Here is a 22,041-nt window from a genome sequence, read left to right on the forward strand (position 1 = left end):
CAACAGACAACAGACCGTGTGCAGGGTTCGCCGACTAGGGTAGGGCCCAGGCACCTGCTTGCCAAGGGGCGCTGTGCATTTGGATCAATAAGTTGTCAGTTTCAGTCATTGAGCGGCAGTCCATCGCCTCTTAGTCTGTGGGACATAAACCGATGGCAGGCCATTCGAGCCTGCCACGTCCCGTGATGATCCGTTGTGGAGCTGTACCATGACCGCTGCTGCCTACCCGCACCTGCTGGCCCCGTTGGACCTGGGTTTTACCACCTTGCGCAATCGCACCCTGATGGGTTCGATGCACACAGGCCTTGAAGAAAAGCCAGGTGGTTTCGAGCGCATGGCCGCCTATTTTGCCGAGCGCGCCCGTGGCGGTGTCGGCCTGATGGTCACCGGCGGTATTGGCCCGAACGACGAGGGCGGCGTGTATGCCGGTGCAGCCAAGCTGACCACTGACGAGGAAGCGCAGAAGCACAAGATCGTGACCCAGGCCGTGCACGAAGCGGGCGGCAAGATCTGCATGCAGATCCTTCACGCCGGGCGGTATGCCTACAGCCCCAAGCAGGTCGCACCGAGCGCGATCCAGGCGCCGATCAACCCGTTCAAGCCCAAGGAACTGGACGAAGAAGGCATCGAAAAGCAGATCCAGGATTTCGTCACCTGCTCGCTGCTGGCCCAGGTCGCCGAATACGACGGCGTGGAAATCATGGGCTCCGAGGGCTACTTCATTAACCAGTTCCTCGCCGCCCACACCAACCACCGCACCGACCGTTGGGGTGGCAGCTACGAAAACCGCATGCGCCTGGCGGTCGACATCGTGCGCCGCGTGCGCGAAGCCGTGGGCCCGAACTTCATTATTATTTTCCGCCTGTCGATGCTCGATCTGGTCGAGGGCGGCAGCAGTTGGGAAGAAATCGTGCAGTTGGCCAAGGCCATTGAGCAAGCCGGTGCGACCCTCATCAACACCGGTATCGGCTGGCACGAAGCGCGTATCCCGACCATCGCCACCAAAGTGCCGCGTGGCGCGTTCAGTAAAGTCACCGCCAAGCTGCGCGGCGCGGTGCAGATTCCGCTGATTACTACCAACCGTATCAATACGCCGGAAGTTGCCGAGCAGATCCTCGCCGAGGGCGATGCCGATATGGTCTCAATGGCGCGGCCGTTCCTGGCTGACCCGGAGTTCGTCAACAAGGCCGCTGCCGGCCGCGCCGATGAAATCAATACCTGCATCGGCTGCAACCAGGCCTGCCTGGACCACACTTTTGGCGGCAAGCTGACCACCTGCCTGGTCAACCCGCGCGCTTGCTACGAAACTGAGCTGAACTACCTGCCGGTCAAGCAGATCAAGAAAATCGCCGTGGTCGGTGCCGGTCCTGCGGGCCTGGCAGCGGCTACCGTGGCGGCGGAGCGCGGCCATCAAGTGACCTTGTTCGATTCCGCCAGCGAAATCGGCGGCCAGTTCAATATCGCCAAGCGCGTGCCGGGCAAAGAGGAGTTCTTTGAAACCCTGCGCTACTTCAAGCGCAAATTGCAGACCACCCACGTCGAGGTGTGCCTCAACACCCGTGTGGATGTCGCGCAACTGGCGGCGGGCGGGTATGACGAGATTATCCTGGCCACCGGCATTGCGCCGCGTACGCCAGCGATTCCAGGCATCGACAACGCCAAGGTGCTGAGCTACCTGGACGTGATTCTTGAGCGCAAGCCAGTGGGCAAGCGCGTGGCGGTGATCGGCGCTGGCGGTATCGGCTTTGACGTCTCTGAATTTCTGGTGCACGCAGGCGTGTCCACCAGCCTGAACCGCGAAGCGTTCTGGAAAGAGTGGGGCATCGACACGCAACTGCAAGCCCGTGGCGGCGTGGCCGGCATCAAGCCTGCGCCGCATGCGCCGGCGCGTGAAGTGTTCCTGCTGCAACGCAAAACCTCCAAGGTCGGCGACGGCCTGGGCAAGACCACCGGCTGGATCCATCGCACAGGCCTGAAGAACAAGCATGTGCAGATGCTCAACAGCGTCGAATACCTGAGCATCGATGACCAGGGTCTGCATATCCGCATCGGCGCCGACGGCGAGCCGCAGCTGCTGGCGGTGGACAACATCGTCATCTGCGCCGGGCAAGACCCGCTGCGCGAGTTGCAGGACGGCCTAATCGCCGCAGGCCAGAACGTGCACCTGATCGGCGGCGCCGACGTGGCGGCCGAGCTGGATGCCAAGCGCGCCATCAACCAGGGCTCGCGCCTCGCTGCCGAGTTGTAAGACGAAAAAGGGGCGGTGGTAGACTGCCGCCCCTTTTTTCGTTCAGAGGCCTCCCGATGGGCCCTTTCGACTGGCTTCCCCACGCGCCCCTTGAACTGTTGCAGCTGGATTGGCTGAACGGCGTCGAGGTGGCAGTGCTGCGCCTGGATTGCATCGACCCGCTGATCAGCGGCAACAAGTGGTTCAAGCTCACCCAGCACTTGGCCGATGCCCAGGCGGCCGGAGCCCGCGGAGTCATCAGCCTCGGCGGCGCGCACTCCAACCACCTGCACGCGCTGGCGGCAGCCGGCAAACGCTTCGGTTTTCCGACCGTGGGCCTGTTGCGCGGTCATCCTCAAGACACACCCACTGTGCTCGACCTGAAAGCCTTTGGCATGCAGCTGCATTGGCTCGGCTACGGCGGCTATCGCGCGCGGCATGCGGCGGATTTCTGGTTGCCGTGGCACGCACAATACCCGCAACTTTACCCAGTGCCGGAAGGCGGCGGTGGAATGGCCGGTGCCCTGGGTTGCGCGGTATTGGTCGATCAAGTGCGCGCGCAATTGAATACCCTCGGCTGGGCCGACTACGACGCCTGGTGGTTGGCGGCGGGCACCGGTACGACCCTGGCCGGGTTGACGTTGGCCGAGGCGGGCGCGCACGCAGTCTTTGGCGCGATGGCGGTGCCGGATGACCACGGCGTCGCTCAAAACGTGCAGGCTATCGTGCAGCAAGGCTATGAATTGGTGGACGCAAGCCGAGGCGGTTTCGCCAAGGTCGATCCGTTGTTGCTTGATTTCATGCACGCCACGGAGCAGGCCAGTGGTTTGCCGCTGGAGCCGCTTTACACCGCCAAGGCCTTGCTGGCGCTGAAGCAGCAAATCGAGGCTGGGCGTTTTCCCCCCGGCACTCGTCTGATCTTCGTGCATACCGGCGGCCTGCAAGGTCGTCGTGGGTTTACTGCCTAGCGCAAATCCGTGGGGGGGAGCGGGCGTGCTCGCCAATGAGGTGGGTCAGTACAAATGAGCTGACTGACCCAACGCATTCGCGAGCAAGCCCGCTCCCACATTGGCTTTTCATTGCAGCCAGGTATATCCGGTGTTGCTGTGCTTTTTTCCAGCCATTGCTTCACTCCGGTCGGCTACCCGGCCGCGATTGCGCTGTATCAATCGACCCATTTGGTGGCTGATCCACCGCCCTTGCGCCCAAGCCCGCTTCCACCCGGCATCATGCGCAGCGCTGTGTTATCGCGGATCACGTAATGGTGCAGGATCCCCGCCAATGCATGCAGCCCGATCAGCCAGTAGCCGATCTTGCCGAACAGCACGTGCCAACCCTCGATTTCTTTGGCCAGCGCCTTGTTTTCAGCGATCAACGGCGGCAGCTCAATGCCATAGAACATCACCGAATGCCCCTCGGCACTGACGATCAGCCAGCCGGCGATCGGCATGCCGATCATCAACGCGTACAGCGCAACGTGCATCAGCGTGGCCAACAGGCTTTGCCATTGCGGGGGCGCTGGCACGATTTTCGGCGCAACGCCCAGGCTGCGCGCGAACAGGCGTAGCCACACCAGCACGAACACAGTGAGGCCAAACATGAAGTGCATTTCGACGATCAACGTACGCGCGCCACTGCCTTTGGGAAACTGGCCGCGTAACTCTATGCAGGCGTAAACCACCGCCAGTAGCACCACCATCAACCAGTGCAGCGCAATCGACATGGTGCTGTAGCGTGTATCGGAGTTTTTCCACGGCATCGCTGTGTTCCTCACTCATCAGGGCAAACCTCCGTTCTTGGTGACGGAGTCCTTTAACTGTATGCCGGTTTTGAGCGCTTTGCCTGGCGTAAATGCCGTTGTTTTGACCTCTGTCAGTGGCTTTGCGGCATTTCACCGCGCGCCAGGCGCTGGTTGATATCGGTGATGACGGCGGGCAGGTCGTTGAGGGTGTCGATCAGATAGTGCGGGCGCGCGCCTTTGAACATCGCCTCGATGCGCTCGCGTTCGCGGGCCAGGGTGCTGCTGTCCAGGGCACGAAATTGCTCGTAGGTCAGGCCCAGGGCATTGCCCGAGCAGGTCAGCGCCACGGTCCACATTCCGGCGCGACGGCCTTCGAGAATGCCGGGCACGGTGTCGTCGACCTTCACGCAGGCCGCCACATCATCGATGCCCAGCGCGATCACGTTGGCCAGTGCCTGGGCCGGCCATGGGCGGCCGTTGGGCACTTCGTCGGTGGCGACCACGTGATCGGCGAGGTAGCCGTTGGTGGCGGCCAGGGCGACGACCTTGTCCATTACTTGCTTGGGGTAGCCGGAGCAAGAGCCGATCTTGATGCCTTGCGCACGCAGCCGGGCGATGGTGTCGAGAGCGCCTGGGATCAGCGCCGAGTGTTCGGCGATTTTCTCGATCTGCAGCGGCATGAAGCGCTCATAGAGGGCGGTCACGTCGTCGTCGGTCGGAGTGCGACCGAAGGCCTTGCGGTAACGTTCGGCCACTTGCGGCTGATCGCAGAGGGTGCGGATATGGTCCCACTTGCCCATGCCCATCGGGCCTCGGGCTTCTTCGATGGACACGTGCACGTCGAACTCGGCGAAGGCTTCGACAAAAATCTGCGTGGGGGCGAAGGAGCCGAAGTCGACCACGGTGCCGGCCCAATCGAGGATAACGGCCTGGAGGGTGTTGGGGTTCTGGTAATTCATGGTGCAGATCCTGGGGGTAATGGGGGAAATCAAATGTCCAGCACTTCCATTTCTTGCAACACCTGCGCGATCGCCTTGACCGCGGCGCGCATGCCGGCCGCATCGACGTGGCCGATACAGCCCACGCGGAAGGTTTCCACTTGGGTCAGTTTGCCGGGGTACAGGATGAAACCCTTGGCCTTGACCCGCTCATAGAACGCCTTGAACTGGTAACGCGGGTCCTTTGGCGCATGAAAGGTGACGATGATCGGCGCCTGGATCGCTGCCGGCAGGAAGCTGCGCAGGCCCAGTTCGGCCATGCCATCGAGCAGCGCCTGACAGTTGCGTGTATAGCGCTGGTGACGCGCAGGCAGGCCGCCTTCTTCGTGATATTGCAGTAACGCTTCGTGCAGGGCGGCGACCACGTGCGTTGGCGGGGTGAAGCGCCATTGCCCGGTCCTGGCCATGTAGCTGTGCTGGTCGAACAGGTCCATCGCCAGGGAGTGGCAGTGACCTTGGGCGGCGGCCAGCGACTGTTTGTCGGCAAACACGAAACCCATGCCCGGCACGCCCTCCAGGCATTTGCCCGAGGCTGCTATCAGTGCGTCGAACGGCACTTCGCGAGCGTCAATTGGCAGCGCGCCGAAGGAACTCATGGCGTCGATGATCAGGCGCTTGCCGTGGCTTTTCACCACCTCGGCAATCTGCGGCAGCGGGTTGAGAATGCCGGTGCTGGTCTCGCAGTGAATCAGCGCCACGTGGGTAATGGCCGGGTCGGCGCGCAGCAGACGGTCCACATCGGCCGCAGTGGTAGGTTCATCCTCGGCGGTTTCAAAGGTACTGAATGGGCGGCCGAGCACTTCGCAGATCCTGGCCAGGCGCTTGCCGTAGGCGCCGTTGATCAATACCAGCACCTTGCCACTACGCGGCACCAGGGTGCCGATGGCGGCTTCGACGGCAAAGGTGCCGCTGCCTTGCAGGGGCACGCAGTGATGGCTGTCGGCAGCGTTGAGGATCGCCAGCAACTGCTCGCAGACGCTGGCGGTGAGTTGGTTGAATCGCTGGTCCCATGAACCCCAATCCACCAGCATGGCCTGACGCGTACGCACGGACGTGGTCAGGGGGCCGGGTGTGAGCAGAATGGGCGCGGCGGTGGTCATCTCAAGTCCTCGCAAGTCTTGGGGAAGCTACGGCGCCTAAAGTGCAGTTTGGCTTGTTATCAATCAAATTGTTTGTTGTTATGCGAGCTATCAGTGAGGCCGATAGCTATGAACTTGTTCCAACTGCGTGCATTCGATGCCGTAGCCCGCGAGGGCAGTTTCACCCGGGCGGCGGCGCGGCTGTTTATCAGCCAGCCGGCGGTGACCGGGCACATCAAGGCTCTGGAGGAGCATTATCAGATCCCGTTGTTACGGCGTACGGCGCGGCGGGTGGAGTTGACCGAGGAGGGCACGCGACTGGCGGCGATCACCCGCGCGATCTTTGGCCTGGTGGACGAGGCCCAGACCCTGCTGGAAGCCAATCGTCAGTTGCTCACCGGGCGCCTGGAGGTGGCGGCCGACGGCCCGCATCTGGTGATGCCGATGATCGCCAGGTTACGTGCGCGCTACCCAGGCATCACCGTGAACCTGCGCTTGGGCAATGCTCAGGAAACCCTGGCGGCGCTGTTGTCCGAGCATGCGGATGTGGCGGTGCTCACCGAGGTGGAACCGCGCAATGGCCTGCACCTACAAGCCCTGAACGAATCGCGGATCTGCGCCTTGGTGCCGGCAGGGCACCCGTGGCTGGCCGACCCGGCGGGCATTCGCCTTGAGCAATTGCACGAAGTGATCATGGTGCTTCGCGAGCCCGGCTCGATTACCCGGCGCACCTTCGACAGCGCGTGCGCCAGCGCCGCTGTGCAGCCCAAGGTCTTGCTCGAATTGGACAGCCGTGAGGCGGTGACCGAAGCCGTCGCCGCTGAACTGGGCGTAGGGGTGGTGTCGTCAATGGAGGTCAGCCGCGATCCGCGCGTGCACGCCATACCCCTGCAGGGCGACGGGCTGGTCAACCGGCACATGCTCGGTTGCATGGAGCGGCGCCGTTCACTGCGCCTGATCCAGGCGTTTTTCGAGTTGGCGTCTTGACGGTTTTTTGCTGGAACGATTTTTTTTTGCCCTATAAACTCTGCCCCCAAAGCGCCGGCCAGTAGACGTCTCGGCGCGATGGACAAAAGAGAGTGAGTCATGGGCGCACAGTGGAAAGTCAAACATAAAGAAGCGGCATCCAATGCCAAGGGCAAGATCTTCGGCAAGCTGGTGAAGGAAATCACCATCGCCGCCCGCAACGGTGCCGACACCGCGACCAACGCCCACCTGCGTCTGGTGGTTGAGCAAGCCAAAAAGGCCTCGATGCCCAAGGAAACCCTGGAGCGCGCGATCAAAAAAGGCGCCGGCCTGCTGGGTGAAACCGTGCAGTACCACCGTGTGACCTACGAAGGGTTCGCCCCGCACCAGGTGCCGCTGATCGTCGAGTGCGTGACCGATAACATCAACCGCACCGTGGCGGAAATCCGCGTGGCGTTCCGCAAAGGTCAGTTGGGTGCTTCGGGCTCTGTGGCCTGGGACTTCAACCACGTCGGCCTGATCGAAGCGTCGCCGGACACCCCGGACGCTGATCCGGAAATGGCGGCTATCGAAGCCGGCGCCCAGGATTTCGAAGACGGCGAAGAAGAGGGCACCACCCTGTTCATCACCGAAACCACCGACCTGGATGCCGTGCAGAAGGCCCTGCCGGAGCAGGGTTTCACGGTGTTGTCGGCCAAGCTGGGCTACATCTCGAAGAACCCGGTGAGTGGTTTGACCGATGAGCAGATGGCCGAAGTCGAAGCCTTCCTGGAAGGGCTGGACAACCATGACGACGTGCAGGATATGTTCGTCGGCCTGGCTGGCTGATTTATCGCTGAATAGAACGCGGTAAAAAATGTGGGAGCGGGCTTGCTCGCGAATGCAATGTGTCAGTCACCCAATCAGTGATTGACACTACGCATTCGCGAGCAAGCCCGCTCCCACATTTGATCAGTGGTGTGGCAGCGCTTGCAGCAAGGTCTCGATCTCTTCGAAGCCTGGCCGCGCCAACACATCAGGCTGGCAGCAGCGTTTTTGCAGCGCCACCAACGCCTGGTCGTTGAACGGCGTGTCAACCCGCTCCAGCAACTCCCCCAGCAACACCCCAAACGCGCGCACTTCAATACGCTGCAACGCCTGGGTTTCCAAGGTGTCCGCCGTGGCATGGAACGACGCCGCGCCAAAATCCCCGAGCAAGCAATCACCCTCGGCATTCCACAGAATGTTGTGGCCGTACAGGTCGCCATGGGTAATGCCGTGGCGGTGCAGATGGGCCGCCACCGACGCTATGCCGCGCGCCATGCGCAAGGCCACTTGGGGGCTGAAGCGCGTGTCGGGCGCGTAGATATCGCGCGTACAGGACGCCAGGCTCGGCAGTGCAGCAAGGTTGCGATAACTCGGGTCGATCAGGTCCATCACCAGCGCGGCCTGGTCATCGGGATGGCCCACCACGCGGCCTTCCACCTTGATCAGGTTGGGGTGCAGCCCGGCGGCGATGCAGGCCTGCATTTCGTGCAGCGGAGAGCCGTCGCTGGTGATCGTGCCTTTGTACAGTTTGACTGCGACAGACATCCCCCGCGGTCGCCACGCCGCCTTGCGAATGATCCCCGAGGCGCCTTCGCCCAGCACGTCACCCAGTTCCAGTTCCGACCAGGGAATGTTCGGTGTCGCGTCATCGCCCGCCACATCCACGGCCATTTCCACCGGGTTACCGGCATAGGCCAGCCAGGTCAGGCTCGGCAGCGTCAGCAGCCACTGCGGCAGTTGAGTCAGGCGGTTGGCGGCGATGCGGATCAGTTCCAGGTTGTGGCAGTTGGCCAGGCTTTGCGGCAGGTGCGCCAATTGGTTGCCGGCCAACATCAGTTTTTGCAGCAACGGCCGCTCGCCCAATTCGTTGGGCAATTGGCTGATGCAGTTATCCGTGAGGATCAGCCAGCGCAACTGCGGCGGCAGGGCGGCGGCGGGCACGTGGCTGATCCGGTTGGCCTTGAAGCCGATCATGCTCAGCTGTGCGCACTGGCCCAGGCACGCCGGCAGCTCGGTGAAGGCGTTGTCCGAGCAGAACAGCACGCGCAGGTGCGACAGGCGATGCAGGTCGTCGGGCAGGCTGCTCAGGGCGTTGCCCGTGAGGTTGAGGATTTCCAGGGAGTCGGCCAGTTCGAAGATTTCCCGCGGGAATTCGGTCAGCCCGCAGGACAGGTCCAGGCGCGTGATGCCGGCCAGTTGGCCGGCCTTGAGTTGGGCGAGGGTATTCATGAACGGCGCAGTCACTCGGCAAGAGGGCGTAAAAAGGCGCTCATGATACCGGGTGAGGCGCCGGTTGCGGGTAGACGGTTTGCAATTGGTTCAGACGGCTCGCGGTGCGAGCCAGGTCGATGGCCTGCCCTTCAAGGGCATGCGCCAAGGGGTGTTGGCCGATCAGCGTCAGGCGTTTGTCCTGGTCGTACAGCACGTCCACCAGGTTGATAAACCGCTGTTGCACGGCGATCGGGCAGTCTGCCAACTGGGGCAGCCCGTCGACAATCCAGTGGTCGAAGTCCTCGCAGAGCAGCAAGTAATCCATCACGGCCGTGAGTTGTTCGCACAGGTCGTTGAAGGTGAACGCGATGGTTGGCGCCTGATGGTGGCGACATATCAGCTGACGATTGCCGACGGTCAGGCTTTGCGCCGGGCAATCGGTGGCGGGCAGCCCGAGCATTTCACGCTGGGCGGGCGTGCCCGGCCAAACATACTGGCCAGCGGTGAAGTGCTGCTCGGCATGCGCTTGGGGCAAGCTGCGAAAATCCTCGGGTGAGCTGACCTCCAGCACGTCCATCCGCGCGGCAATCAGGTCGATTACCGGCTTGAAGCGTTCGTGGTACAGCGGGTTGGGCAGCAGCCCCTCGGGCGCATAGTTTGAGGTCACCAGCACCAGCACGCCGCGCGCAAACAAGGCTTTGAACAGCCGGCTGATAAGCATGGCATCGCCGATATCGTGAACATGGAATTCGTCGAAACACAGCACCCGGCATCCCGCCAACAGCTCATCGAGGGTCACGCCCAGGGCGTCGTCGTGCTCACGGTGCGCAAACATGCCCCGATGCAGGCGGGCAAAAAACGCATGGAAGTGCACGCGCTGTTTGTCGGCAATCGGCAGCGCCTGGAAAAACCCATCGAGCAGCCAGCTTTTGCCGCGCCCCACCGGGCCGTGCAGGTACAGGCTGCGCGTTGCACGGTTGGCGAGCAGGTGCTGGGTCTCGCGGGCGAGGGCGGCAATCGCCCGGGTTTGGCCTGCGCTCAGGGTATAGCCCTGTTGCCTGGCCTTGTTTTCAAAGAACGCCGGGATAGGCGAGGGGGCCAGGACGGCGGTTTTTTTGCCCAGCAAACGCTGAATCAGGGGAAGCACAGCCAATGCAAGTCACTCTGTCGTGCGGTGGTCGCCCACTTTAGGGCGCCCGAGGCGATTTGACCAATAGAGAAGCGCGCCGCCAGCTATCTCGAAAAAGCATGGCGAGGGGGTAGTCCTGGGCAAACTGGCGGTTTCTTCTTAAATGGCTAACCTCATACACAGTTGTCACCCCTGTATAAGGAATTGGGGCAGTGAAGGGACGAGCAGTATTGGCAGTCATGGGCGCCATACTCTGTAACACGGTTTACGCTGCGCAACTTCAGGTAGAAGTGCGCATCGACGTGCAACGGGGCTGCCAGCTGGTGGGCATCACCCGCGATGCGGGTATCGAGCAGCTGGGCGTGTTGGACTTTGGCAGCGGCCCGCGTCTGAATGACCCGGCCGGCCCCTTGAGTGCGGCCTTGATCAGCCAGCGCCAGCCGCGCCTGGAATGCAACCCGGACACACCCTATCAAATGCGCGTTGACGGCGGCCTGCATGGCGGCGTCGGCGAAGTGCGCTACCTCAGCGCCGCGACCCCCTCGAGTAAACCTATTCCCTATCGCCTTTACGCCGACGCCGCGCGACGTATTGCCTTGCCCGTGAATGAACCGCTCAGTGGCCGCGTGCCGGACTCGGGCAGCGTCGACTTGCCCTTATATGGCCGCATCGAACCGCTCAAGGACATCCCCGCCGTCGGCCGCTACACCGACCTGCTCAAGGTCACGGTCACATGGTAAGCCGGGGCTGGGCCCTCGTGGCCATGGGCGGCCTGTTGCTGCTGGCAGAAGACGCCCAGGCGGCCGTGGCCGGGCAGATTCATGCGCGGCTGGTGATAACCGCCAGTTGTGAGGTGAGCAAAGGCGCCGCAAGCGCGCCCGTGAGCCCCGCGGGCGGCACGGCAATGCTCGACTTTGGCAGCCAGGGCCCGACCTGGAGCAACCCACTGGGCGCAGCCGTTTCCGATGGCGACAAGGCGCCGCTGTCGGTGTCCTGCAATCCGTCGGTGGTCAGCAGTTTTACCGTGACGATCGACGGCGGCGCGCACGGCGATGGCACCACGCGACGCTTGAGCAACGGGCGTCAGACCATCCCGTATCGGCTGTCGGCCGATCCGCTGGGCCAGAGCACTTACAGCATTGGCCAACAACGCAATTTCGTCGTGACCAAGGGCACACAAGTACCGATCCCGGTATTCGGCTCGGTGGTGGCGAATACCAGGGCCCTACCGGCCGGCATCTACACAGACACCCTGACGGTGACTCTGGATTGGTAAATCATGAGGATGAACATCATGCATGCACTTGTATCGAAAGCAGTTTTTCCATTGATGGCGCTGGTGTGGGTATCGGGTACGCAGGCGGCCACGGTCGCCGGCACCGTCACCGCAACGCTGGTGCTGACCAGCAGCTGCCAGGTCAATGGTGCGGCGGCCACCGGCGGGATGAGCTTCGGTAACCTGAACTTCGGTACGGCCAACAGCCTGTTCACTGAAGCCGACGGCCAGGTGCTGGGCGGCGGCGGTGGCGCGTTGTCGATTCTGTGTTCGGCGGGCACTTCACCGACGCTGACCGTGTCTGCCGGCGCCAACGACGGCAAGTCTGTGGGCGGTGGTCGCGCGCTGTACGACGGTGTGGCCAATTACGTGCCGTATGACCTGTTCACCGACAGTGGCCATTCCAATTTGCTCGCCATCGGTGGGGTGATCAACCTGGCACCCAGCACGGGCGTGGCTCAGGCCGTGAATATTTACGGTAAGGCCAACGGCAAGGCCGGGCTGCCGGCCGGGACTTACACCGACACGGTCAACGTGACGCTGACGTTCTAAGTGCCATGAGCCGGGCAGGGTGGGCGGCGTGTGTGGTGTGCATCGGCTGGGGCATGCCGGTGTCGCTGCTGGCGGTGACCAGTCAGTCGTTCCAGGTCAGCGCGACCATCACCCCTGGATGCCTGGTGGTGGGTGGCGGGACGAACTACGGCAGCCTGGCCTTTGGCACTTATTCGGCCCTGGCGACCAGCACGGCGTCTGTCGCACTCACGGGGGGCGTGACCCTGCAATGTACGCCGGGGGTTGCGCTGAGCATGAGTGTCGATGGCGGATTGCACAACAACAGCGGTCGGCGGATGCAGCTCAATAGCGGCACTGCTCAAGTGGCTTATCAACTGTTTCGGGACGCGGCGTTCAGCCAGAGCCTAGGCATCAGTCAAAGCGTGAGCGTGGCCTACACCAACGCAGCCAGCATCACCTTGCCGATTTATGGGCGAGTGCAGTTACCGGGTAATACGCCTGGGGGGACGTACAGCGACACGTTGCAGGTGCAGCTGTCGTGGTAAGGCGATTGGCAATGAGGAGTAAGACTTATGTATGCAGCTTCCCGGCACTGGTGGGCAGCAGGTTTGAGCGCGTTGTTGGCGTTGACGGCAGGGCAGGCGCAGGCGGCCAGCTCGGTGCTGATCTGGCCGATTGACCCGGTGCTGGAGGCCGACCAACAGGCCAGCGCCCTGTGGCTGGAAAATCGCGGCACGGAGACCGCCAACCTGCAAATCCGCGTGTTTGCCTGGACCCAGAGCGGTTTTGATGAGCAGTACCAGAACCAGCGCGACGTGATCGGCAGCCCGCCGGTGGCGAAAATCGAGCCGGGGCAGAAACAGCTGGTGCGCCTGACCCGGACCAAAGAGGTGCCGCCGGGCCGGGAACTGGCCTACCGGATCATCATTGATGAAATCCCCCCGGCCGCGCCGCCTGCGGCCCCGGCTGATGGCAAGACGGCCGCTGCGATTCGCTTCCAGATGCGCTATTCGGTGCCGCTGTTCGCCTATGGCCCGGGCCTTTGGAGCAAGGTAGATGGCACCCGCGAGCGCGACCCCAAAAGTGCCGGCAAGCCGGACCTGAGTTGGAAAAAGGTCACAGTGGGTGGGCGCAACTACGTCGAAATGCGCAACCAGGGCGCCGTGCATGCACGCTTGACCGACGCCACGTTCAAACAGGGCGGCCAACCGCGGCCGCTGGTGGAAGGCCTGATGGGCTATGTGCTGCCGGGCGCAACCATGCGCTGGCCGGTGCCGGAGGGCCTGCCGGCTGATCAGCCGCTGCAGGTGCGAGTCAATGGTGCGACGCAATTGGAGAACCTTGCACCGGGGCGATAAATCAGTGCGGTAGGGCATGGAGCAGCCCCTGGTGTTAACGGATGGAGATGTCCATTGATGGACACAAAGCCTTGGTGAGCCATGAACGGGCGAGAGGTTTATGGCGATCGGTGTGGGTGGTGAGTGGCCTGTCTGGCCTGGTGCTTGCGGCGCCGGGTGTGGCCGCTCCATTGCCGCCTCCTCCCAGCAGTATGGAGGCTTTTGCCGATGCGCAGTTGTTTCTGGAACTGGTGGTCAATCAGATGGATACCGGGCGCGTGGTCGCCGTCAATCAGCGTGCCGGGCAATTGTTCTTGCCGGCGTCGGTGTTGCAGGAAATCGGTATGAAGCTGCCGGGTGAAGTGCCCGCCGAGGTTGCGCTGGAAAACCTGCCAGGCATGCACACCGATTACGACAGCCAGGGCCAGCGCCTGATGCTCAGCGTGCCGCCGGCCTGGTTGCCGGAGCAATTTATCGGCAACCGCAACAATTACCCGCGCACCCAGGCGCTGACCAGCTTTGGCGCGCTGCTCAACTATGACGCCTACCTCAACGACACCGATGACGCCGGCACCTACCTCGGCATCTTCAACGAAGTCAGGTTGTTCGACACCTGGGGCACCTTGTCCAACACCGGCCAGTACCGCACCACGCTTGGCCGGGAGACAGCCGGCGGCAGCCTGGACAACGGCTATCGGCGTTATGACACCACGTGGCGGTTTTCCGACGACGAGCGCCTGCTGACCTATGAGGCCGGCGACGTGATCAGCGGTGCCTTGCCGTGGAGCACCTCGGTGCGTCTTGGCGGTGTACAAGTGTCGCGCGATTTTGGCGTGCGCCCGGATTTGGTCACCTACCCGCTGCCACAGTTTGCCGGTGAGGCCGCCGTGCCGTCGTCGGTGGACCTGTTTATCAACGGCTACAAAACCAGCAGCGCCGACCTGCAGCCTGGGCCGTACACCCTGACCAACGTGCCGTTCATCAACGGCGCGGGTGAGGCGGTGGTGGTGACCACCGACGCCCTGGGCCGGCAGGTCTCGACCACGGTGCCGTTCTACGTCACGAGTACGCTGTTGCAAAAGGGCTTGTCGGACTTTTCGGTGGCGGCGGGTAACCTGCGCCGCGACTACACCGTGCGCGATTTTGGCTACGGCTCCGGCGTGGCGAGCGGCACGTTTCGGTACGGGCTGTCGGATGCGTTTACCCTGGAAAGCCACGCCGAAGCCGCGGGTGACCTGGCCTTGGGCGGTGTCGGCGGCAACCTGCGCATGGGCAACTTCGGCGTGCTCAATACCGCCGTCAGCCAAAGCCAGTTCGACGGGCGCACAGGCCAGCAACTGAGCCTGGGCTACCAGTACAGCAATCAGCGTTACAGCGTGTCTTATCAACGGGTAGAGCGCCGCGATGAGTACGCCGACCTGAGTCTGGTCGACACGCCCTATGCCAGCCTCAGCAAGCGCAGCCAGCAAGCGACCTTGAGCCTGAACCTCAACGATTTCGGCAGTTTGGGCGTGGGATATTTCGATGTGCAGGCGGCGGATGATTCTCGCACCCGCCTGGTGAACATGACCTGGAGTAAAGCGCTTTGGCGCAACAGCAGTTTCTACCTGTCGGCCAACCACGAGGTCGGTGACAGCAGTTGGGCAGTGCAGGCCCAAGTGGTGGTGCCCTTCGACATCTACGGCAGCCTCAGCGTGGGCAGCGAACGCAGCAAAACCGGACAAAGCCAGCAGCGCGTCAACTACAGCCGGGCAGTGCCGGCCGAGGGCGGCGTGGGCTTCAACCTGGGTTACGCCAGCGGTGACGGGCCGGCTTATCGGCAGGCCGACCTGACCTGGCGCTTGCAGTCGGTGCAGTTGCAGGCCGGCGTGTATGGCAACCGCGACGCCGAAACCCGCTGGGCGGATGCCAGTGGCTCGCTGGTATGGATGGACCACCACGTGTTCGCGGCCAACCGTGTCGACGATGCGTTTGTGGTGGTGAGCACCGATGGCGTCGGCGGCGTACCGGTGCGTTACGAGAACCAAGTGGTGGGTGAAACCGACCGCAACGGGCACTTGCTGGTGCCGTGGACCAGCGCCTACTACCGGGCCAAATACGAGATCGACCCGCTGAACCTGCCGGCCAACATGCAAGTGCCCAACGTCGAGCAGCGCGTGGCCGTGCGCCGTGGCAGTGGCTACCTGCTGGAGTTTCCGGTGCGCCGGGTGCTCGCGGCGAGCATCACCCTGGTCGATGCGCAGCATCAGGATTTGCCCCTGGGCAGCCAGGTGCGACACGAGCAAAGCGGCGCGCTGGCGGTGGTGGGGTGGGACGGGCTGGTCTACCTGGAAAACCTGGCGGCCCACAACACCTTGCAGGTCACCGTCGGCGATGGCCAGACCTGCCAGGCGACGTTCGAACTGGATACCACACAGGAGCAGGTGCCGCTGATCGGGCCACTGGTGTGCCAATGACATAAGGAGTGTGCGTGTGCAGGTCAAGGATTGGCTGTTGCGGTTATTGTTGTTGGCGAGCCTGGGCGTGTCGGTGCAGGTGCAGGCGGTGTGCACGGTGGGCGCCACTGTGCCGGCCAGTTTCGGCACCACGGTGAGTTCTATGACCGTGCGCACCACCTCCCAGCCGAGTTCGACCACCAACGCTGGGTTGAGCTGCACGCCAGCGCTACTGTCAGTCTTGACCTCCAATGACCATTTCTATGCGACCGTCACCGGCTCCTCGCAAGGCGGCCTGGTCGGGCCGACCGGGGATGTCATCAGCTATACGATCTATGCCAACAACACCACCGCGTTCCCAATGACGCGCGGCACCGCGTTCGATTTTGGCGGCAGTGGTGGCATTGCCGCCTCCCTTGGCCTGGTGTTCGGGCCGGGTACCAAAATTGTGCCGCTGTATTTCGCCACCACCGTCGGCAGTAATGTGGCGGCAGGTGTGTACACCGAAACCCTGAGTATCTTCTGGAACTGGAATTACTGTTCGGGCATTGGCATTGGTGGGATTTGCGCGGGCCGCGAGATCAACAACGGCACGACCACGCTGAATGTGAGCATGACCGTGGTCAATGACTGCCAGATCACTACGCCCGCCATCGCCTTTGGCAGCGCGCCGGTGGTCAGTGCATTTGCCACCGTCAACGGGCAGGCCAGCGTTGCCTGCACCAAGGGCAGCGCCTACACCGTGGGCCTCAGTGACGGGCAGAACCCGGTGAGTGTGGGTGGCCGACGGCAGATGGTGTCCGCCGGTAACTTCCTTGCTTACGACATCTTCAAGAGTGCCAGCACAACCCGCTGGGGCAGCGTGGGCACGGCGCGTCGGGCCAGTTCAACGGCCGAGGTCAACCCTGGCAACGGCCTGGGCACCGGCAGCCAGGTGTTCAACTACAACGCCAAGGTCTACACCGACCAGACCACGCCGCCGGGCGGCACCTATCTGGACAACGTGGTGCTGGACGTGGGCTTTTAGAACTTCATCATCTGCGTGGTTGGCTGATCCACCGGGCTGACCATCGCGTAGTTGTAGCCGCTGCCGGACCAGTACTCGGCCTGCAAACCATCGGCGCTGCGGCTGCCGCGGGGCAGAAAGCCGTTTTCCGGGCCAGGCGGGCGGATGTAGAAGCTGATGCGTCGGCCTTGCGGGTCTTCGTACAGCACCATCGCGGCAGCGCCCTGCTCAGTGGTGAGCAAGCGCCCGCTGACCGGCTTGAAACCTGCCTGGCTCAAGTCCGGCAGGCGGTGCGCCTGGTTGAAGTAGCGATCCAGCCAGGCCTGCATCGAGCCGCCGTCCTGGGCGTTGTAGTCGGCGGGCATGATGCCGTCCTGAGCAAACAGGCGGAACGCTTGCATGGCGTCGGTCATCGGCAACAGGGCAGGCTGGGTCGCTTCGCGGGCGTGCCAGCCGCCAAAACCGCCCAGGCTGACGGCGATCAACAACACGGCAGCCGTGGCGAAGTGGCGACGCGATTGGTGTTTGATGCGTTGGCGAATCAGCACCGGGTCCAGCGCGGGGTTGGCCGGTTGTTGCAAGGCCCCGCTCAATGACGCGCGCAGTGCTTGCGCATCCTGTTGCCAGGCATGCACCTGGGCAGCGACGTCGGGGTGGGTCGCCAAGTAGGTTTCAAGCACGCGGCGATCACTCTCCAGCAGTTGGTGATCGACGTAGGCGTGCAAATCGCGTTCGCTGGGGGGCAGGCTGATCATTTGAGTATCCGCAGGGAAGGGCTGACAATTTCGCCATCACTGAGTTGGCGCAGGGCCTGGCGCGCCCGGGACAAGCGCGACATGACGGTGCCGACGGGCACCTCGAGGATGACGGCAACCTCCTTGTAGCTTAAGCCTTCGACCGACACCCAGAGCAACAGGGCGCGCTGTTCGGTGTTGAGTTGGTCAAAAGCCTGCAAGGCCGATTGGGCCATCACCGTGCGCTCCACCGAAGGTTGCGCGTCGTCACGGCCGGTGAAGAAGTCGAGCATGCGCGCGTAACGCCGGCTGCGGCGGTGGGCGTCGAGGAATTGCCGGTAAAGAATCGAGAACAGCCACGCGCGCAGGTCGCCTTCGATGCGTTTGTCGGCCCATCGGGTGATTGCGCGTTCCAGGGTCGACTGCACCAGGTCGTCGGCGCTGCTGGTGTTACGGGTCAGGGACACGGCAAAGCGCCGCATCCTGGGGATCAGTTCACGTAACTGTTCGTCGAGTTCATGCATGGGAATCTGGCTGGTCGTTACGCTGGGACTAGAGAGACGTCTGACGTTGAAGGTTATTCCCAAGCCTGAAAAATAAACACAGGGCGTGGGAATAGAGCGGATCGGCGTTCGTCTTAATGCTCCGACCTTATGTTTCACCGCTTAGGCCTCTGGCCCTGGAGTCACTTCATGGTAGATCACTCATCACCGCCCCGTCCTCCGTTGAGTACCGCGAGCCTGATCGCACGGCTCGCCGGTATCGGTGCCGTGGTTGCCGTTGTTGCCGGGGCATTTGCCTACGTCAACGGCACCCTCGACCCACAGCGCCTGCGCCCCAAAACCCTGGTTAATGCCCTGGAAACCAATAACGGACTGCACCCTGGTTTTCGCCGCAACCATGCCAAGGGCGTGTGTGTGGCGGGTTACTTCGAGAGCAGCCCCGAGGCGCGGGCGTATTCCAGTGCCCAGGTGTTCAGCGAAGCGAGAACGCCGGTGATCGGCCGATTTGCCTTGCCCAGTGGTAACCCTTACGCGCCGGACAGCAGTGTGCCGATCCGCAGTTTTGCCTTGCAATTGAGCCAAGCCAACGGCCAGCAATGGCGCACCGGGATGAACAGCATGCCGGTGTTTCCGGTGGGCACGCCTGAAGCCTTTTACCAGATGCTCAAGGCGGGCGCGCCAGACCCGGCCACCGGCAAGCCGAACCCGGCGGACATGCCGGCGTTTTTTGCCGCGCACCCGGAGACTGCGCCGTTCCTGGCGTGGGTCAAGACGGCCAAGCCGTCGGCCAGCTATGCGACAGAGACCTACAACGGCATCAATGCGTTTTATCTGGTCAGCGCTGACGGCAAACGCCAGGCAGTGCGGTGGGGCGTCGTGCCGCAGATCCAGGATGCAGCGGGCGATACCGCACCGTCGGGCAGTGACTTTCTTGAAAAAGACCTGGTGCAGCGCCTGGCGTCCGGCCCGCTGCGTTGGCAGCTGAACATGACCCTGGCCAACCCTGGTGACCCGCTGGACGATGCGAGCAAAACCTGGACCGGCGAACACAAGGTGCTCAACGCCGGCACGCTGGTACTGCAGAGCAGCCAGCCGCAAGCGGACGGCGATTGCCGCGATATCAACTTTGATCCGCTGATTTTGCCCAGTGGTATCCAGGCCTCCGACGACCCGCTGCTGGCGGCGCGTTCGGCAGCCTACGCCAGCTCGTACGTGCGTCGTGCCGGTGAAGTCAGCCCGCTGCACAGCGCCCCTCAGGAGTTGAAGCCATGAATGTTCAACCACGCTATTTCGCGCCGCTGGCGCGCGTGCTGCATTGGCTGATGGCGCTGATGGTCATCGCTATGTTGTTTATCGGTGCGGGCATGGCGGCGTCGGTGTCGGAGCGCCATGAGTGGCTGATCCACCTGCATAAGCCACTGGGGATTGCGATTCTGGCGCTGGTGATCGTGCGGCTGGTGGTGCGTTTGTCCACTCGGCAACCGCCGCTGCCTGATGATTTGCCGCTGTGGCAAAGGTTGGCCGCCAAGGCCTCTCATGTGCTGTTGTACGCGTTGATGCTGGTGTTGCCGCTGCTGGGCTGGGCGATGATTTCGGCGGCCGGTGACCCGGTAATGCTCAGCAGTTCAGTGCAGTTGCCGGCGTTGGTGGGGGCGAATGCGCCGTTGTTTGCGGTGTTGCGCAAGGCCCACGGGTATCTGGCGTATCTGCTGTTTCTGACGGTGCTGTTGCACCTGGCGGCGGCGCTGTTTCACGGGTTGATTCGCCGTGACGGCGTGCTGCAAAGCATGACCGGCACCAAGGACTGATGCCGGGGGCGGGACGGTTTAGCGCAGTGCCGTGACGATATCGGCAACCGTGCTCAAGACGTCCTTGCCCAGCTGTTTGGAGCGCTCACCTGACCAACCGGTTTTCGGGTTGGGCGCATCGTCGTTGTCCTTGAAGGGCATCTCCAGGGTCAGCGACAGACAGTCGAATTTCTCTCCGACGGCATTGCAGGCCAGCGTCATGTTGGCCTCGCCCGGCAGGTCGCGGGTGTAACCGTGGGTGGTTTGGAAGTCGCGAGTCAGCGCGCTCAAGTGGCTGCGGAAGTGTTTTTCCAGCGCTTCGAGGCGAGGCGTGTAGCCCGGGTTGCCTTCGCAGCCGGCGGTGAACACGTAGGGGATTTCTTCGTCGCCGTGAATATCGAGAAACAGATCGACGCCGTATTTTTCCATCTGCTGCTGGGCGAACAGCACTTCAGGGCTGATTTCCTGGCTGGCGCTCTGCCAGGCACGGTTGAGGTCCTGGCCCATGGCGTTGGTGCGCAAGTGGCCGTGGAAGGCGCCGTCGGGGTTCATGTTGGGGATCAGGTACAGGTCAGCGACGGACAGCAGTTTTTTCAGCTCGGCGTCACCGTCCTGTTGCAGGCGTTCGATGACGCCTTCCATGAACCATTCGGCCATGTGCTCGCCGGGGTGTTGCTGGGCGATGATCCAGACCTTGCGCTGGCCCTCGCCACCCTTGCCGTGGCGCAGCAGTTGGATATCTCGGCCTTCAGCACTTTTACCGGTGGCGAGTAACTGGGTGCCGGCGCGGGTCACGGCCTGCTCGATCAAGGCGTCGTGACGCTCGCGGCTGTAGGGTTCGAAGTAGGCGATCCAGGCTTGTTTTTCGCGGGTTTCCAGGCTGATGTGCAATGTTTCGCCATCAAAGCGCGTGGGGACGCGAAACCAGTTGATATGGTCGTAGGACGCCACGGCGTTGTAGCCGCTCCAGGCATTTTTGTAAGAGGACTGACTCGCGTTACTCAGGCGGAAGGTGTGGGTGTGGCCCACGTGCATGCCTTCGGCCTTGAAGTGGAACCACTGGAAGTGTGCGCTGCGGGTGTCGGGTTTGATCGCCAGCAATAACTGATAGGCATCACTCGCATCCAGAACCTGGATGTTGCCACTGTCGAAGTCGGTGCTGATCTTGATGGAGGTCAAGGCCACGGTCATAGTCTGATTGCCTGAATATGAGTGTTGTGGCGGATATCTTACACAGGAGTCAGGCAAAATCTTGATGCAATATTTTTGCACGGAGGAGGGGGCATCATCCTTGACGCAGCAGCAGCTTAGAATCTATGAGATTGATTCTCAAGCGCTATTTCGGAAAGATCGGGGCTAGAGCGCTCGTTCGGCTTTCTTTTGACGATGGTCTCTTGCTACCATGCGCGCCATCAAGCAACACACAGTCTTCATTAGCCTGAAGCCATGCCAGGGAAACTGGCAAAAAAAAGACCCGGCCAAAGAGCCGGGTCAAAAACCGTGATTAGCCTGATGAGGAGATATTCCAAGAGTCCGACCTAAGGTCCCTTGGTCTATCGACTGATCTCGCGATCAGCTGAGCCCAATAATAATCATTATCATTTGCAAGTCAAATGTTTTTATCCGCGGGATAGAAATATTTTTGCGTTGTGTCTGTTATGCGCTTGCCTGAGCCACCGGCGACTGCAGCGTCCGCTCCACCATCACCTTCGCCATATCAATCAAATACACCACTGAAAACGCCAGGTCCCGCTGGTTGCCCTGCCGACTGCTTGCCAGTTCGTAGGCCGCCGCTGCCGCGCTGCGTAACAGCTCCGAAGCATGCACCAGTGCATCCTCGTGGCTGACGTTGGGCTTGATGTCGAAGAAACACTCGTCCGGGAGCGGTGCCGACACATCGTCTTTCAAGTAATGATCCAATGCGCGCTGAGCCGCGCCGCTGGTGCGCAGCCCCGACAGTTGTTCGGTTTCAGCGGTGCCGGGCAGTTGATACGGGCGGGTCGTCATGAGGGTGGTTACTCTGAGTGAATGTCGAAAACCTGCGTCCGATACTAATACGAATCGTATTTATG

22 protein-coding genes are annotated in these 22,041 nt (G+C 62.3%); 13 read left to right on the forward strand and 9 right to left on the reverse strand.

Annotated features, from left to right (window positions below; all coding sequences use genetic code 11):
- Nucleotides 1–208 precede the first annotated feature (208 nt).
- Together AC19YS_RS13460 and AC19YS_RS13465 are read left to right on the forward strand one after the other, a co-directional pair.
- Nucleotides 209–2,248 (forward strand): oxidoreductase, encoded by a 2,040-nt coding sequence (locus AC19YS_RS13460; protein ID WP_500601935.1) that lies wholly within the window; start codon nucleotides 209–211, stop codon nucleotides 2,246–2,248.
- A gap of 56 nt (nucleotides 2,249–2,304) precedes the next feature.
- The gene (locus tag AC19YS_RS13465) at nucleotides 2,305–3,195 is read left to right on the forward strand and encodes a 1-aminocyclopropane-1-carboxylate deaminase/D-cysteine desulfhydrase (RefSeq protein ID WP_500601937.1); all 891 of its coding nucleotides are present in this window, start codon (nucleotides 2,305–2,307) and stop codon (nucleotides 3,193–3,195) included.
- A gap of 197 nt (nucleotides 3,196–3,392) precedes the next feature.
- Here the strand turns inward: AC19YS_RS13465 and AC19YS_RS13470 are convergent, their stop codons facing one another.
- The 3 genes from AC19YS_RS13470 to AC19YS_RS13480 form a co-directional block, all read right to left on the reverse strand.
- On the reverse strand, nucleotides 3,393–3,986 hold the full coding sequence (locus AC19YS_RS13470; protein WP_106578833.1) for a cytochrome b: 594 nt from the start codon (nucleotides 3,984–3,986) through the stop codon (nucleotides 3,393–3,395).
- A gap of 113 nt (nucleotides 3,987–4,099) precedes the next feature.
- A complete protein-coding gene (gene phnX / locus AC19YS_RS13475) occupies nucleotides 4,100–4,927 on the reverse strand; it encodes a phosphonoacetaldehyde hydrolase (protein WP_119739791.1) in 828 nt (275 codons plus the stop codon).
- Between the two features lie 29 nt (nucleotides 4,928–4,956).
- The gene (locus tag AC19YS_RS13480) at nucleotides 4,957–6,066 is read right to left on the reverse strand and encodes a 2-aminoethylphosphonate--pyruvate transaminase (protein ID WP_500601939.1); all 1,110 of its coding nucleotides are present in this window, start codon (nucleotides 6,064–6,066) and stop codon (nucleotides 4,957–4,959) included.
- 108 nt (nucleotides 6,067–6,174) lie between these two features.
- Here AC19YS_RS13480 and AC19YS_RS13485 point away from each other — a divergent pair, with 108 nt between their 5' ends.
- Complete coding sequence (locus tag AC19YS_RS13485; protein ID WP_106578830.1) at nucleotides 6,175–7,032, forward strand: LysR substrate-binding domain-containing protein; 858 nt, start codon at nucleotides 6,175–6,177, stop codon at nucleotides 7,030–7,032.
- A gap of 99 nt (nucleotides 7,033–7,131) precedes the next feature.
- On the forward strand, nucleotides 7,132–7,839 hold the full coding sequence (locus AC19YS_RS13490) for a YebC/PmpR family DNA-binding transcriptional regulator (protein WP_090402660.1): 708 nt from the start codon (nucleotides 7,132–7,134) through the stop codon (nucleotides 7,837–7,839).
- Nucleotides 7,840–7,962: 123 nt separating this feature from the next.
- Here AC19YS_RS13490 and AC19YS_RS13495 read toward each other — a convergent pair whose 3' ends face one another.
- Both AC19YS_RS13495 and zapE read right to left on the reverse strand, forming a co-directional pair.
- Nucleotides 7,963–9,267, reverse strand: coding sequence for a protein kinase (locus AC19YS_RS13495; RefSeq protein ID WP_500601941.1), 1,305 nt, complete (start codon nucleotides 9,265–9,267; stop codon nucleotides 7,963–7,965).
- A 40-nt stretch (nucleotides 9,268–9,307) separates the two neighbouring features.
- Nucleotides 9,308–10,402 (reverse strand): cell division protein ZapE, encoded by a 1,095-nt coding sequence (gene zapE / locus AC19YS_RS13500; protein WP_500601942.1) that lies wholly within the window; start codon nucleotides 10,400–10,402, stop codon nucleotides 9,308–9,310.
- Between the two features lie 188 nt (nucleotides 10,403–10,590).
- Here zapE and AC19YS_RS13505 point away from each other — a divergent pair, with 188 nt between their 5' ends.
- Genes AC19YS_RS13505 through AC19YS_RS13535 form a run of 7 tightly spaced genes read left to right on the forward strand, consistent with a single transcriptional unit; the run spans nucleotide 10,591 to nucleotide 16,966 of the window.
- Nucleotides 10,591–11,118 carry a Csu type fimbrial protein gene (locus AC19YS_RS13505; RefSeq protein WP_442793511.1) on the forward strand — a complete coding sequence of 176 codons (528 nt, stop codon included), beginning with the start codon at nucleotides 10,591–10,593 and terminating at the stop codon, nucleotides 11,116–11,118.
- On the forward strand, nucleotides 11,112–11,654 hold the full coding sequence (locus AC19YS_RS13510; RefSeq protein WP_106578826.1) for a Csu type fimbrial protein: 543 nt from the start codon (nucleotides 11,112–11,114) through the stop codon (nucleotides 11,652–11,654). The genes AC19YS_RS13505 and AC19YS_RS13510 overlap by 7 nt, the downstream gene beginning before the upstream one ends.
- Before the next feature lie 18 nt (nucleotides 11,655–11,672).
- Entirely contained in the window at nucleotides 11,673–12,206 is a 534-nt protein-coding gene (locus tag AC19YS_RS13515; protein WP_106578825.1) for a Csu type fimbrial protein, read from the forward strand.
- 5 nt (nucleotides 12,207–12,211) lie between these two features.
- Nucleotides 12,212–12,712, forward strand: coding sequence for a Csu type fimbrial protein (locus AC19YS_RS13520; RefSeq protein WP_371924160.1), 501 nt, complete (start codon nucleotides 12,212–12,214; stop codon nucleotides 12,710–12,712).
- A gap of 27 nt (nucleotides 12,713–12,739) precedes the next feature.
- Entirely contained in the window at nucleotides 12,740–13,525 is a 786-nt protein-coding gene (locus tag AC19YS_RS13525) for a fimbrial biogenesis chaperone (protein ID WP_500601945.1), read from the forward strand.
- Between the two features lie 41 nt (nucleotides 13,526–13,566).
- Nucleotides 13,567–15,960 (forward strand): fimbria/pilus outer membrane usher protein, encoded by a 2,394-nt coding sequence (locus AC19YS_RS13530; protein WP_500601947.1) that lies wholly within the window; start codon nucleotides 13,567–13,569, stop codon nucleotides 15,958–15,960.
- A 16-nt stretch (nucleotides 15,961–15,976) separates the two neighbouring features.
- Nucleotides 15,977–16,966 carry a Csu type fimbrial protein gene (locus AC19YS_RS13535; protein WP_437128640.1) on the forward strand — a complete coding sequence of 330 codons (990 nt, stop codon included), beginning with the start codon at nucleotides 15,977–15,979 and terminating at the stop codon, nucleotides 16,964–16,966.
- On the opposite strand, the gene AC19YS_RS13540 is transcribed toward AC19YS_RS13535, so the two are convergent.
- Together AC19YS_RS13540 and AC19YS_RS13545 are read right to left on the reverse strand one after the other, a co-directional pair.
- Nucleotides 16,963–17,700, reverse strand: a complete 738-nt coding sequence (locus AC19YS_RS13540) for an anti-sigma factor family protein (RefSeq protein WP_500601949.1) — start codon at nucleotides 17,698–17,700, stop codon at nucleotides 16,963–16,965. The genes AC19YS_RS13535 and AC19YS_RS13540 overlap by 4 nt on opposite strands.
- Complete coding sequence (locus AC19YS_RS13545; protein ID WP_500601951.1) at nucleotides 17,697–18,203, reverse strand: sigma-70 family RNA polymerase sigma factor; 507 nt, start codon at nucleotides 18,201–18,203, stop codon at nucleotides 17,697–17,699. The genes AC19YS_RS13540 and AC19YS_RS13545 overlap by 4 nt, the downstream gene beginning before the upstream one ends.
- 168 nt (nucleotides 18,204–18,371) lie before the next feature.
- Between AC19YS_RS13545 and AC19YS_RS13550 the strand changes: the two genes are divergently transcribed.
- Together AC19YS_RS13550 and AC19YS_RS13555 are read left to right on the forward strand one after the other, a co-directional pair.
- Nucleotides 18,372–19,454 (forward strand): catalase family peroxidase, encoded by a 1,083-nt coding sequence (locus tag AC19YS_RS13550; RefSeq protein WP_500601953.1) that lies wholly within the window; start codon nucleotides 18,372–18,374, stop codon nucleotides 19,452–19,454.
- On the forward strand, nucleotides 19,451–19,990 hold the full coding sequence (locus AC19YS_RS13555; RefSeq protein WP_500601955.1) for a cytochrome b: 540 nt from the start codon (nucleotides 19,451–19,453) through the stop codon (nucleotides 19,988–19,990). Before AC19YS_RS13550 ends, AC19YS_RS13555 begins: the two co-directional genes overlap by 4 nt.
- A gap of 18 nt (nucleotides 19,991–20,008) precedes the next feature.
- Here the strand turns inward: AC19YS_RS13555 and AC19YS_RS13560 are convergent, their stop codons facing one another.
- Both AC19YS_RS13560 and AC19YS_RS13565 read right to left on the reverse strand, forming a co-directional pair.
- Nucleotides 20,009–21,160, reverse strand: coding sequence for a M14 family metallopeptidase (locus tag AC19YS_RS13560; protein WP_500601957.1), 1,152 nt, complete (start codon nucleotides 21,158–21,160; stop codon nucleotides 20,009–20,011).
- Nucleotides 21,161–21,625: 465 nt separating this feature from the next.
- Nucleotides 21,626–21,976 carry a DUF6124 family protein gene (locus AC19YS_RS13565; RefSeq protein WP_106578817.1) on the reverse strand — a complete coding sequence of 117 codons (351 nt, stop codon included), beginning with the start codon at nucleotides 21,974–21,976 and terminating at the stop codon, nucleotides 21,626–21,628.
- Nucleotides 21,977–22,041 lie beyond the last annotated feature (65 nt).

This window comes from Pseudomonas sp. MF08831 (genome assembly GCF_059862645.1).